The sequence below is a fragment of the Ktedonospora formicarum genome, from assembly GCF_016587355.1.
GTDB classification, from domain to species: domain Bacteria; phylum Chloroflexota; class Ktedonobacteria; order Ktedonobacterales; family Ktedonobacteraceae; genus Ktedonobacter; species Ktedonobacter formicarum.
Map to the genome: position 1 here is coordinate 1,952,100 of NZ_BNJF01000001.1, position 13,707 is coordinate 1,965,806.

The following is a 13,707-nucleotide window of genomic DNA, read 5'->3' on the forward strand; positions in this document are numbered from 1 at the left end:
CCGTCACAATGGCATCTTCTTCTCATGGAGGGCAGTAATATGACCTACTCAATAGTCGCGCGGGACCTCACACGTGGGGAAATTGGCATAGCGGTACAATCCAAATTTCTTTCAGTGGGCGCGGTCGTCCCCTGGGCCAAAGCAGGAGTAGGAGCGATAGCGACCCAGGCGCTCGCCAATACAAGCTATGGGCCTCGGGGATTGGAGCATCTCGCCGCCGGGCATTCAGCCGAAGAGACATTAGACTATTTGCTCGCGCACGATGAGGGGCAGGCAGACCGGCAAGTAGGAATCATTGGGCTCACAGGCAAGCCGACAACCTTTACTGGTAAGCGTTGCTTCAATTGGGCTGGCGGACTCGTTGGGGAGCATTACGCCTGTCAGGGAAATATCCTGGTCAGCGGAGACACTGTTCAAACCATGGCACACACTTTTGAGGGGACGCAGGGATTACTCTGTGATCGTTTACTGGCGGCTCTGGCAGCGGGACAGGCAGCAGGAGGAGATGGCAGAGGTCAACAATCGGCGGCCCTCCTGGTCGTCAAGGAACATGGTGGCTACGGTGGCTATACAGACCGCTTTATTGATCTCAGGGTCGACGACCATCAAACTCCCATTGAAGAGCTTAAGCGACTCCTCGAACTCCACAAGCTCTATCTCTTTCCTCCCAATCCTGAAGACATTCTTACAATCGATACCTCCCTGGCATATGAACTTCAGCAGCTACTCACCATCACAGGCGACTACCATAACACACCCAGCAAGCACTACGACGAGACAACACGTGAAGCCTTCCGCGCCTTTAGTGGACGTGAGAACCTGGAAGAGCGTTGGTTTGAAGACAAGCGCCTCGACACAGTTGTGCTCAACTTTCTTCGCCAGAAGGTACAGGAACAAAGCGCATCTTAGATAGAAAATAAAGCCTGATCTTCGAGGAAGCTAGCATGTTCCGAACACGATATACCATGCCGATCGCGGTCCACCTCTTGCTATTACGAGATAACGAAATTCTGCTTCTTAGACGCAACAATACTGGCTATGAAGATGGAAACTATAGCGTTATCGCAGGGCATGTAGAGAAGGGCGAAGAAGTGATGCAAGCCATGGCGCGCGAAGCATATGAGGAAGCGAATATCGATATCACACGCGAAAACTTGAAGGTCGTGGGGATCATGCATCGCAAGACAAAAAGCGAACGCATCGATTTCTTTCTTACAGCAAGAGAGTGGCAAGGGGAGCTACGCAACAAAGAGCCCCATAAATGCGATGAGTTGGCCTGGTATCCACTTCAAAACCTGCCAGAAAATACCATTCCCTACGTCCGCCAGGCAATAGAGAACTTTCAGGCAGGAAAATGGTTCGATAGCTTTGGTTGGTCCTGAACGCTCTAGCTGACGTCTCAGTCCGAAACGAAAAGCCAGCCCGAAGATTTTTACATACCCTCGGGCTGGCTTTTCAATATGCCTTCTTAGACGTTGAGCATAGGAATCTTCGAGACGCTCCAGCGGCTATTGGGGCTGGATACCTCGAACTGAATCATGCTGATGGCATCTGTTGGGCAGCGAACGACACAGAGACCGCAGCGGATGCACTTCTCCTCGTCGATAATCATGTCCGCGCCACCTTCCCAGGAAGCTGTCCCCTGATGCATGGGATCGCCCTTCACCACGCGCGAGAGGCCCTCCATGCTGATGCAGTCATAGGGGCAAATGTCGACACAGCCAGAGCACAGAATACAGATTGAAGGGTCAATCATGATATTCAGCTGGCACTGCAAGCAACGTCGGGCCTGGACAACCGCTTCCTGTGGCGAATAGCCCGTCTCAGTCTCACGAGTATGGCTGTAGCGCTCGCTTAGAGGCAGCGAAGGAATGAGCTGGTGTGGGATCGACTCGTAGTTGTCAACCATACCGCGACGATAATCAGGTAGCTCAATTTCTTCGGCTGGCTGCGCGGGAAGATCCTGACCACCGAGATAGCGGTTAATCGCACCAGCGGCATCGCGACCATCACCAATGGCTGAGATCAGGTTACGAGCGCCCTGAGTATAGTCACCACCAGCGAACAAACCAGGATGGCTTGTCATCCAGGTATCGACATCAATCAGTGGCACACCCCACTTGTTCACTTCCAAGCCCAACTCTTCGGTTTGAAGCCAGGTAGTATCACTATACTGACCAAAGCAAGGGACCACAGAGTCCACTTTAATTTCAAACTCGGTACCAGGGATAGGAGCTGGACGACGGCGACCGCTGGCATCAGGATCACCTAGCTTATTGCGCACGAAGCGCACACCGCTCGCGTGAATGCCATCCTCCGAAAGTATCTCGGTCTGTGAAACCAGATACTGGAACTCCACACCCTCAATCTTGGCCTCATCGACCTCATACTCATCGGCTGGCATCTCTTCCTCGGACCGACGGTACATTACGTATACCTTCTCGGCGCCAAAGCGAATCGCGGTACGGCAGCAGTCCATAGCAGTGAAGCCCGCTCCAATGATCGCCACGCGCTTACCAATAAAGGCTGGCTCGCCAAAGTTGGTCTTATCGAGTAGACGAATGCCATCTTCGACGCCAAACAGATCCGCGCCCTTAACAACCTTATTATCGGGACCAGTCATAGGATTCGGAATGTAGCAGCCCGCACCAACAAAGACTGCGTCATACTCCTTGAGCAGGTCTGTCAATTGCACATCACGACCGACACGCGTGTTATACTTCATTTCAACGCCAATGTCAGCCATGTACTCATCAGTCTCCTCATGTGTAACATCACGAGGGAGACGCCAGACTGGAATACCATTGATCATCACGCCACCGGCCACCGGATACTGCTCATACAAGGTGACAGGGTAGCCCATTTCGCGCAGATCACGCGCGCAAGCCAAACCAGCGGAGCCCGCGCCTACAACCGCGACCTTCTTATCCTTTGTCACTGGCGGGCGCTCAGCATGGTGACGATACTCACGATGGTCGGCAGCGGCACGCTTCAGCCAACAAATGGCAATGGGCTTACCATCAACCTTATTGCGGCGGCACACTGGCTCACATGGGCGTGCGCAGGTGCGTCCCAAGACACCTGGGACGATGTTCGCTCGACGATTGAGCAAATACGCCTCATCGAAACGAGCCTGGGAAATGAGACCAATGTAGGTAGCCACGTCGGTATGTGCCGGACAGCCCACCTGACAAGGGATATTTGTTTGATACCAGTCAGGGGTGGTGACCACAGATTGGTATCGAGGTTCCAATTCACTATCGGGATCAAGCATTTCAAGGTCCTTTCCTGAGCATCCTGTAAGCTAGACCATGCTCAAATTGAGTAGGGGCTAGTACAAGGGGCAGGGGAGACAGTATCGGCTTACGCCACGACGGGCGGCCTGTTCCAAGTTTTTAGATTTAGTCCTTATTAGAAAACCTGAGCGTGCCAACGCTAGCCGCGACAGCAGCGCCGTGCCCTCGTATGAGGGTTGGTTTTCGCATAAGACCTTAGATATGCTTCCAGCACCAGACCAGTGCTTGCGGCGGTATATAATTGCTACTGAAAAATTCTCGAAAACCTGAGCGCGCCAGCACTCGCCACGCCAATGAGGACATCGTGCTCCCGGATGGGGGCATCCCCAAATGGGGGTAGGTTTTCACTTGATACATTAACGTGCGTAATTAAGCGCACTGAAAGGATACTTTTCTTCGTAAGATTATAGCATAAGGAGACAATTACGAACAAGCAGAGGCGAGCCGACGCGCTCCCATGCGGACCCCAGGCAGAATATGTTTCAGCGCCAAAAGAATGTCTCTTACCATAGGAGCACCTCACCGGAGACCAACACCACAAACCAGAGCAGAAACGCGAAGAGATCGGGAAATACCAACCTTACTAAGCCACTTGCGACCAATTTAGGATATACTCAACGCAGAGAAACTATTATTTCCTTATTATGAAAACCTGAGCGCGTGAGCACTCGCCACGCCAATGACAGAGGTTTTCACATAAGACCTTTGCGCAAGAGGAAAGGAAAACTCACATGCCAGAAGCTTATATGCCAGGCATAGCAGGCCCACGACCAGTACGCGCACCACGCGGCAACACCCTCTCATGTAAGGGATGGCAGCAAGAGGCCGCCCTACGCATGCTCATGAATAATCTCGATCCCGAAGTAGCCGAGCGACCAGATGACCTGGTTGTCTATGGAGGCTCCGGACGCGCAGCACGTTCCTGGGCAGCCTTCGATGCCATCGTGCGCTCGTTGCGGGAACTCGACGATGATGAAACGCTCCTGGTCCAGTCTGGCAAGCCAGTAGGCATCTTCCGCACACATAAAGACGCACCCCGAGTCCTCATAGCGAATTCCAACCTCGTCCCTCACTGGGGCAACTGGGACGAATTCCGCCGCCTGGAAGCTCAGGGATTGACCATGTATGGACAGATGACTGCAGGCTCCTGGATCTATATTGGCTCACAGGGAATAGTTCAGGGAACCTATGAAACCTTCGCGGAAGCCGCACGCCAGCATTTTGGTGGCACACTCAAAGGCCGCTTTATCCTCACTGCGGGACTGGGTGGCATGGGTGGGGCCCAACCACTGGCGGTTACCATGAATGAGGGAGTTTGCCTGGCGGTCGAGCCTGATACGTCTCGCATCCAGCGCCGTCTGGATACAGGCTATTGTGACGAAATAGCCACCACCCTTGATGAAGCCCTCAACCAAATACGCGAAGCCTGCTCACAGGGTCAGGCGCTCTCTATTGGCCTGGTTGGTAACGCGGCAGAGATCTATCCCGAGTTGGTGAGGCGTGGCATCATTCCCGATATGGTCACGGACCAGACCTCAGCGCATGACGCGCTCAATGGTTACATCCCTGCGGGCTTGAGCATCGAAGCAGCCAACGACTTACGTGCTCGCGATCCACAAGAGTATATAAAGCGTTCAATGGCCTCTATGGTAGAGCACGTACAAGCAATGCTAGCCATGCAGAAGCAAGGCGCAGTCGTCTTTGATTACGGCAACAATCTGCGTGGGCAAGCTCTAGCGGCAGGTGAGCAGCACGCACTCGACTTCCCAGGTTTCGTTCCAGCGTACATTCGCCCCTCTTCTGTGAAGGACGAGGGCCATTCCGCTGGGTGGCGCTCTCTGGTGACCCCGAGGATATCTACCGCACAGATGAAGCGCTGCTCAAGCTCTTCCCCGAGAATCAGGCTCTCAAACGCTGGATTACCCTGGCTCAACAGAAGATCCACTTCCAGGGGCTCCCGGCGCGTATCTGCTGGCTTGGCTATGGCGAACGGGACAAAGCGGGCCTGGCCTTCAATGAGCTAGTAGCACAGGGAATTGTAAAAGCGCCCATCGTCATTGGGCGCGATCATCTTGATAGCGGCTCCGTCGCGTCACCTTATCGCGAAACCGAGGCTATGAAAGATGGGAGTGATGCTATCGCCGATTGGCCGCTTCTAAACGCCCTACTCAACACCGCTTCTGGCGCGACCTGGGTCTCACTTCATCATGGAGGTGGCGTCGGCATTGGCTACTCAATGCACGCGGGACAGGTAATCGTGGCTGATGGGACACCAGAGGCGGCGGAGCGCCTGAAACGCGTCCTGACCAATGATCCAGGAACAGGCGTTATGCGCCACGTCGACGCAGGCTATGACGAGGCCATCGCGTGCGCACGCGACCGGAATGTACAAATCCCAATGCTTGATTAGCGTTCAGACGCGATCTAGCAGGCATCCAAGCAAGGGCATGCCAGTAGAAAAATCTGGCATGCCTTTGAGAAACGGACTGCAAGTCTCTACCTCATCGTGCTTGTACCACATTATCAATCTTCCACTGATTATCAGCTCCCTTCTTCAAACGCACCATATCGCTATTAATCCCTTGGGAGTTATGCACCAGTTTGAGGTTTGCGTGTGGAGATTGGCTATTTTCATCTGCACTGCCATGAGTGCACGATACCACGCGATCTTGCGCTAGAAGCACAATGAAACGTGAACGAGGCAGTCTAAGCTGGAGGTTGGGTGAGAACTGCTCATAGGCCAGTGGATAGTTCTCCTGAACAAGCGCACTACAAAAGGTATCCAGCGTCTTCGTTGGAGTAGGACGATTCAGGTATGAATACACCTGAAAGATTGATATAGGAATGGCAATAAGGAGAAGGGCAGCGATTCCTACAGCTAACCAGAACAGGCCGGGGTTGCGTGTCCAAAGGTGTCCCTGCTCAGGAGACGAAGGTGCCGCATACTCATTAGGCGTTGTGGTCGGCTCAAACCATGGGCGAGGCTCATTAGGGCCCGCTTGAGGGGCTTCATACGCTTGAGAGGATGAATACGGTGGCGGCGCTGAAAACGAACCGGGCACATAAGCCCCTCACCACCAGGCTCCTCACGAATCTTCCCCCAGGCGGATATACTGATGGAGGAATAGGGGTCTCGGGAGGGGCGGGAGCAATAGCATACTGATCTTCAGAATGCAATGGCGGCGAGAGTGCGTCATGGTGCGAAACATTGTATTGGTCGTTATGTCCAGGCGGAATAGGCGAATGCGAATTGTGGAGTTGATCCTTAGGATCTTGATCTTTCATGGTAAACTCCTTGCATGGCTCCCCGAAAAAACAACAACCTCCAGAGCGGGCTGCTAATAAGCCGAGCAAAATGATACATACACACATATGACCATAATGTACCTACGCTGAAGTAGTCTGATATTTTCAGTGTAAGCGTAAATCCAAAGACTTGCCACCGGAGGCAAAAGCAGGCATACTGAGGGCAGCAAAACCGATATTCACAAAGCACATTAATATTAAGGCTAGGATAAAGGGTAACAGGTAGCGTGAGAAGATTTTGTATACAGCCAGGAGGAGCAGCCAGTGAATTATATTCCTCCTTCGCATAATAATAATGTCATCATCAACACCAATAGGTTAACAAAAGCCTTTGGCAACCTTGTCGCAGTCAATGACCTCCATCTCCAGGTGATGCGAGGAGATGTCTTTGGCTTCCTAGGGCCTAATGGCTCGGGCAAAACGACCACCATTCGTATGCTGCTCGGACTTATCCGCCCAACAGCGGGACGCGCGATTATTTTTGGGATGGATAACGCCAAGCAGTTACCCGCGATTTTACAGCGCGTCGGCGCGATTGTAGAAACGCCAGTCTTTTACCCTTATCTCTCAGGGCTAGATAACTTGCGCGTCGTCGCGGCAACCTCTGGCATGATGTCTGGTAAATCCAATGATCGGCGTCTTGCTGAAGTATTGGAAATCGTTGAGCTGCGCTCATATGAAAAGCTCTCCTTTCGCCAATACTCGCTTGGCATGAAACAACGCCTGGGTATTGCCGCAGCCCTACTTGCCGACCCGGAGTTGGTACTTCTCGACGAGCCGACCAACGGACTTGATCCAACCGGCATGATCGAAATACGGAAGCTCATTAAGCGTCTCTCAGAGCTTGGAAAAACCATCTTTCTCTCCAGCCACATGCTCCACGAGGTGCAACAGGTATGCAATCGCGTCGCGATCCTCCAACGCGGAAACTTGCTTAGACAAGGAGAAGTAAGTGCTCTGCTCCAGGATAGTGAGATTATCGAGATTCGTCTGAATAGCGAGGAAGAAGCCATTCAAGCGCTTGATGTCATACGAAAGGCACATGAAGATCAGCGAACCTGGCTACGCAATCCACGGCTAGCTACCGAGGCAGATCAAGCCCATATCATCCTAATAGATGCTCCAATCAGCCGCTCATCGGAGGTAAACAAGCTTCTAGCACGATATGAAATCTTCGCCGCAGCCATCCATCCACATGAGGGAAATCTAGAAGACTTCTTCCTGAAGGTAACCACCGGCACGACAGGCGGACATACTGGAATGGAAGCGCTGGCGGAACGCTTCTTACACACTGAGGTTGGACAGGTACAGAAAAGCGAGAAAGAGTCATGAATAGTAGCATCCAGCATGAACCAGAGCCACACACTCCAACCCCGCTTCCAGCTCCTCCGCGACGCGACACAGTTATAATGGGGCGCCCTGACTTTTTCAGTGTCGTCATCCGAATGGTAGGCGTGGAACTCTATAAATTGCGCCGTCGAGGAATGTCCAAAGCACTCGTAAGCCTGGGCATGCTGTTGATGGTACTTTCCTTTATCGGCATTGCTCTTCCAGCGCTATTCCTGGCAGGAGCTCCCGCGCGTAACCAGTTACCACCACGTTGTACGCCAGGCAATACCCTCAAACCACCTTATTGCCTGGATCACGCCGCCAATGCTCAAGATCTGGCGAATGCTGAACAACAGAAGCACGAACAGTTGCAACAGTATAATGGGCTATTGGGATTACCCGGTGCCATTAACACAACCGCGCAACTCGTTCAATTTGGTGGCTTGATCCTGATTATCATTCTGGCAGGTACGCTTGTGGGTGGCGAATACAATATGGGGACAGTCCGCCTGATCTTCACACGCGGCCCTACGCGCACACAATTCCTGTGCGCCAAGGTCGGCGCTATTCTGATCTCATGTATTCTAGGTTGCTTACTACTTTTTCTAACCGGGATCACAACCAGTATCATCCTCAATCTGTTGCTTGGAAATACGCTTGATCTAGGCTTTATAGATATAACCTGGGGATGGCATTTCACGCTCTATCTCCTGGCTCAAATTCTTAACCTGTTCTGGTACGGCATACTGGCCCTCACGCTAGCAATACTTGGGCGTAATACTGCCGCAGGAGTAGCTGGAGCGTTGGTATGGTGGGTGTTAGAAAACATCTTAAGAGGAGCGCTTCTCTTTAGCACTCCACTCTTTCATAATCTAGTGGGGGATGTTCTAAACTTGCTGCCTGATTTCTTCATTAGTAATAATTTGGCAGCACTGATACAGAATCAGGCAGCATACATTTTCAGCCTGCAAACGACCCCGCTCAGCAATGTACACGCCCTGCTGGTCATTCTAGCGTACCTTATAATCTTTTTGGGTATCTCCTGGTGGTTCCTTGAGCGCCGCGAGGTCACCAACTAGCACAAAGCAACCATGCTGAACACACACATCATTAAAGAATACGCCTATGAGCTAGGCTTCGATACCGTCCATATCACCACGGCAGAAGCTTTTAGTGAGGCAAAAAATATCATTCAGGAGCGTATCGCAAGAGGCCTGATGGATGGACTTCCCTGGTTCACTGAAGAGCGCGCGGAGGTATCGTGTCACCCGGACGCACTTTTGCCCGAGGCGAAATCAATCATTGCTCTCGGCATGGTCTACCTGACAGAGCAACCGGAAGATGACAGAGAGGCAACAGAGCCACGAGGAAGAATCGCACGCTACGCCTGGGGTGATGATTATCATGACATTATAAAACCCAGGCTCAAACGCTTCTCAGAATGGCTACAGGAATATACTCGCACAGAACTGGGAAGCGAAGCGGAGACACGCCTCTTCGTCGATACTGGACGCATGGTAGATCGTGCCGTCGCCCAGCGTGCTGGACTGGGATGGTATGGCAAAAATACCAATATCCTGACCAAAGGCTGGGGCTCCTGGCTCTTCCTGGCTGAAATTGTTACGAATCTCCCACTAGAGCCAGACGAACCACTAAAGGCAAACTGTGGGAACTGTGAGATATGCTTACATGCCTGCCCTACACAAGCCTTACCCAATCCTTACGAGCTGGACAACCAACGCTGTATCTCTTTCCTGACGATAGAACTAAGAGGCAGTATCCCTCTGGAATTACGACCACTCATGGGAAACAATATCTTTGGCTGTGACATCTGCCAGGAGGTCTGCCCTATTAACAAGCTTGCTGAACGGCGTTTAGGGCTCAGAGATAAACAAGGAACAGCACAATTTGTTACTCTGGCAGAGATTAATCGACGGACCCAACCCACATTCCAGCCACACAAAGAGTTTCTCAAACGCCCCGCTGTGGGGAGCATACCAGAGTTGATACCATTGCTTGCGTTAAGCGAGGAAGAATTTCGAGACCGTTTTCGTCATAGCCCAATTAAGCGCACGAAACGACGAGGGTTATTACGAAACGTATGTGTTGCCCTTGGCAACAGCGGAGATCTCCAGGCCGTTCCCGCACTTGTGGGAGCGTTACATGATCAAGAAGCGCTTGTCCGTGGGCACGCCGCCTGGGCACTCGGACGTTTGCAAGGTCAAGAGGCACACGCAGCCTTACAGGTAGCACTTCTGGAAGAAAAAGACGACGAAGTCACGCAGGAGATACGCTATGCGCTTTCGACCTTTTCCGAAACATAGTTTTGGAAAAGGTCGAAAGCGCATAACAAAAAAGCCACAATTATGTTCTATCGCATAATCGTGGCACATTTGCCAACTCAAGGAAACATAACTACCTCAATTTTGCTGAGCCACGCTCCTGCCTGCCTCCCACACGTGCGCCTCCCCCTCACAGCAGTCCATGAGAACCACTCCCAACAGGATCATACACACACATACACACGTTGGTGGCAACAAGCCGTACGATCATTAGTACTGCTCCGCTTCGCCTGTTACCAGTCGTCCACGCGCAGCCTATCTACCAGGTCTTCTTCCTGGGATCTTGACCTACTCCGAAGAATAGGTGGGACAAGTCGTCTTGGGGTCGGCTTCGCGCTTAGATGCTTTCAGCGCTTCTCCTTTCTTGACGTAGCTACCCAGCTCTGGGGAGGCCCCCCAACTGGCACACCAGCGGTCAAGCCATCTCGGTCCTCTCGTACTGAAGATGACTCCCCTCACTTCTCCTACGCCCACGACGGATAGAGACCGAACTGTCTCGCGACGTTCTGAACCCAGCTCGCGTGCCGCTTTCATGGGCGAACAGCCCAACCCTTGGGACCTACTCCAGCCCCAGGATGCGACGAGCCGACATCGAGGTGCCAAACCTTGCCGTCGATGTGAACTCTTGGGCAAGATAAGCCTGTTATCCCCGGGGTAGCTTTTATCCGTTGAGCCACACTCCTTCCACTCGGGAATGTGGGATCACTAAGCCCGACTTTCGTCCCTGCTCGGCGCGTCTGCCTCGCAGTCAAGCTCCCTTGTGCCTTTACACTCTTGAGAGGGTGATGTCCATCCACCCTGAGGGAACCTTTGGGCGCCTCCGTTACTCTTTGGGAGGCGACCGCCCCAGTCAAACTACCCATCTGGCCCTGTTCACGCTCCGGCTCACGGATGCGTGTGAGACACAAACCATGGTGAGAGTGGTATTTCACTGCTGCCTCCTCCGCCCCCACAAGGGCGAAATCCTCGGCTCCCACCTATCCTACGCACACCATACTTCGTTTCCAGGCCAAACTGTAGTAAAGCTCCACGGGGTCTTTTTGTCCTGTCGTGGGTAACCCGTATCTTCACGGGTACTTCAATTTCGCCGAGTCCTCTGTCGAGACAGTGCCCAAGTCGTTTCTCCTTTCGTGCGGGTCGGAACTTACCCGACAAGGAATTTCGCTACCTTAGGACCGTTATAGTTACGGCCGCCGTTCACCGGGGCTTAGATTCGTGGCTACGCTCACCACTCCTCGTAACCTTCCGGCACTGGGCAGGAGTCAGCCCCTATACTTCCGCTCTCGCGTTCGCAGAGACCTGTGTTTTTGGTAAACAGTCGCTTGGGCCTCGTTTTTGCAGCCTTCTCACCACCTCTTGTCTTACCAAGAGACAGCTACTCAGGCCCCCCTTCTTCCGAAGGTACGGGGTCAATTTGCCGAGTTCCTTAACAGAGGGTCGCTCGATCACCTGGGGAGAGTTCCCCCTGCCTACCTGTGTCGGTTTGCGGTACGGGCGCACAGTCTTCTGGCGAGAGGCTTTTCTTGGCGGCCTGGGCTCCGATGACTTCCGCACCCTCGCGGGCGCTCGGCCCAGCAGTCACGCTTTCGCAACCGGGATTTGCCTCGGTCACGCGCTTCTGGCTGGGCACCGGTCCTGTCCATTCGACCGGCTCACCTTCCCTACCGCGTCCCCCCATTGCTCCATCACGAAGCTGTGCGGTGCAGGAATCTCTGACCTGCTTTCCATCGCCTACGGCTTAACGCCCTCGGCTTAGGTCCCGACTCACCCTGGGACGATTGACGTTGCCCAGGAACCCTCAGGCATTCGGTGTATCTGGTTCTCGCAGATATTGCGCTACTCATTCCGGCATTCTCACTTCCTGCCGCTCCACCAGTCCTTGCGATCTGGCTTCTCTGCCACAGGAACGCTCCCCTACCAACCTCCTCGTAAAGAGAAGGTTCCATGGCTTCGGGACGATGCTTGAGCCTCGGTACGTTGTCGGTGCCATTGCACTCGACCAGTGAGCTATTACGCACTCTTTAAATGATGGCTGCTTCTAAGCCAACATCCTGGCTGTTTGGGCGCATTGACCCCCTTTGACACTGAGCATCGATTTTGAGCCCTTAGCCGATGGTCTGGGCTGTTTCCCTTTTGACGACGAAGCTTAGCCCCCGCCGTCTCACTCACCCGCATCCTGTCCTGGCATTCGGAGTTTGGTTAGGGTTGGTAACCCGCACAGGGCCCCTAGCCTACTCAGTGCTCTACCTCCAGGATAGTTCTCTCGGGTGGCTGTACCTCAATACATTTCGGGGAGAACCAGCTATCTCCGTGTTCGATTAGCATTTCACCCCTATCCACAAGTCATCCCCCAGTTTTGCAACACTGGTGGGTTCGAGCCTCGACGGACTGTTACATCCGCTTCACTCTGCTCATGGATAGCTCACACGGTTTCGGGTCGCATCGCCGCTACACATACGCCTTATTCAGACTCGGTTGCCCTCTGGCTCCCCAGCTTTAACGCTGGTTAACCCGCAACGTGCGATGCACTCGCCGGATCATTCTACAAAAGGCACGCCATCAGCCCTTGCTTCCTCATGGAAGAGTGGCCTCTGACTGCTGGTGAGTACGTGGTTTCAGGGTCTCTTTCATCCCCCTCTCGGGGTCCTTTTCACCTTTCCCTCACGGTACTTGTTCGCTATCGGTCGCTGAAGCTCTTTAGCCTTGGAGGGTGGTCCCCCCAGCTTCCCACAAGATTGCACGTGTCTCGTGGTACTCAGGATCCTTCCCACCGTACTGCCCCCGACCTCTACGGGACTCTCACCCCCTCTGGTGGCACGTTCCAATGCCTTCAAGTAAGGTCAGTATGGTGTTGATGGAAGTCCTACAACCCCGCCACGTCCGAGGACGTGATGGTTTGGGCTACCTCCCGGTTCGCTCGCCACTACTACGGGAATCTCGGTTGATTTCTCTTGCGCAGGCTACTGAGATGTTTCAGTTCGCCCACGATCCTCCACACCGTCTATGTGTTCAACGGTGGGTCTCCAGACATAACTCTGGAGGGGTTGCCCCATTGGGAATCTCAGGGATCATGGCTTGGATGCAGCTCCCCCTGAACGTTTCGCCGGTCTCCGCGTCCTTCATCGGACTTCAGCGCCAAGGCATCCACCTCGTACTCTCTGTCGCTTGTTCTGCCTTGCCGTTTTCTTCGCCGAATGTGAAGAATTGTTGTTAGTGTGTATCTACCCTTTGTTGTTGGGATTCGGTCTTCATGTTCACTGTCAGCGATCAGCGCTCGTGCAGGTCGCTCGCTTCTCGCTCCCGAAAGAGTTCGAAGAAAGCAGCAGGCACAGCGTGCTCGCTCAGCAAAATTGAAGTAGTTATGTTTTCTTCAGTTGTGAGTGTGCAAATCTTTTTGTTTGCCCGCTCATCGCGGTGCCTGCATAATATGCCAC

At 53.2% G+C, this 13,707-nt stretch carries 7 protein-coding genes, 1 rRNA gene and 1 pseudogene; 6 read left to right on the plus strand and 3 right to left on the minus strand.

The window, feature by feature from the left end; genetic code table 11:
- Window positions 1–39: 39 nt before the first annotated feature.
- Together K3T82_RS08350 and K3T82_RS08355 are read left to right on the plus strand one after the other, a co-directional pair.
- Complete coding sequence (locus K3T82_RS08350) at window positions 40–909, plus strand: DUF1028 domain-containing protein (RefSeq protein WP_220193022.1); 870 nt, start codon at window positions 40–42, stop codon at window positions 907–909.
- 35 nt (window positions 910–944) lie between these two features.
- Window positions 945–1,382: an NUDIX hydrolase gene (locus K3T82_RS08355; RefSeq protein ID WP_220193023.1), complete on the plus strand. Its 438-nt coding sequence runs from the start codon at window positions 945–947 to the stop codon at window positions 1,380–1,382.
- A gap of 86 nt (window positions 1,383–1,468) precedes the next feature.
- Here the strand turns inward: K3T82_RS08355 and K3T82_RS08360 are convergent, their stop codons facing one another.
- Window positions 1,469–3,274, minus strand: coding sequence for an FAD-dependent oxidoreductase (locus K3T82_RS08360; protein WP_220193024.1), 1,806 nt, complete (start codon window positions 3,272–3,274; stop codon window positions 1,469–1,471).
- Between the two features lie 768 nt (window positions 3,275–4,042).
- Between K3T82_RS08360 and hutU the strand changes: the two are divergent.
- Window positions 4,043–5,706, plus strand: a pseudogene (gene hutU, locus K3T82_RS49815) (urocanate hydratase).
- Window positions 5,707–5,797: 91 nt separating this feature from the next.
- Here hutU and K3T82_RS08370 read toward each other — a convergent pair.
- Window positions 5,798–6,358 carry a hypothetical protein gene (locus K3T82_RS08370; RefSeq protein ID WP_220193025.1) on the minus strand — a complete coding sequence of 187 codons (561 nt, stop codon included), beginning with the start codon at window positions 6,356–6,358 and terminating at the stop codon, window positions 5,798–5,800.
- Window positions 6,359–6,866: 508 nt separating this feature from the next.
- On the opposite strand from K3T82_RS08370, the gene K3T82_RS08375 reads away from it, so the two are divergent.
- The 3 genes from K3T82_RS08375 to queG are packed head-to-tail and all read left to right on the plus strand — an operon-like array spanning window position 6,867 to window position 10,255.
- Window positions 6,867–7,934, plus strand: a complete 1,068-nt coding sequence (locus tag K3T82_RS08375) for an ABC transporter ATP-binding protein (protein ID WP_220193026.1) — start codon at window positions 6,867–6,869, stop codon at window positions 7,932–7,934.
- Complete coding sequence (locus K3T82_RS08380; protein ID WP_220193027.1) at window positions 7,931–9,010, plus strand: ABC transporter permease; 1,080 nt, start codon at window positions 7,931–7,933, stop codon at window positions 9,008–9,010. Before K3T82_RS08375 ends, K3T82_RS08380 begins: the two co-directional genes overlap by 4 nt.
- A gap of 12 nt (window positions 9,011–9,022) precedes the next feature.
- Window positions 9,023–10,255 (plus strand): tRNA epoxyqueuosine(34) reductase QueG, encoded by a 1,233-nt coding sequence (queG, locus tag K3T82_RS08385; protein ID WP_220193028.1) that lies wholly within the window; start codon window positions 9,023–9,025, stop codon window positions 10,253–10,255.
- A gap of 208 nt (window positions 10,256–10,463) precedes the next feature.
- Here the strand turns inward: queG and K3T82_RS08390 are convergent.
- Window positions 10,464–13,444 (minus strand): 23S ribosomal RNA (locus tag K3T82_RS08390).
- Between the last annotated feature and the right edge of the window lie 263 nt (window positions 13,445–13,707).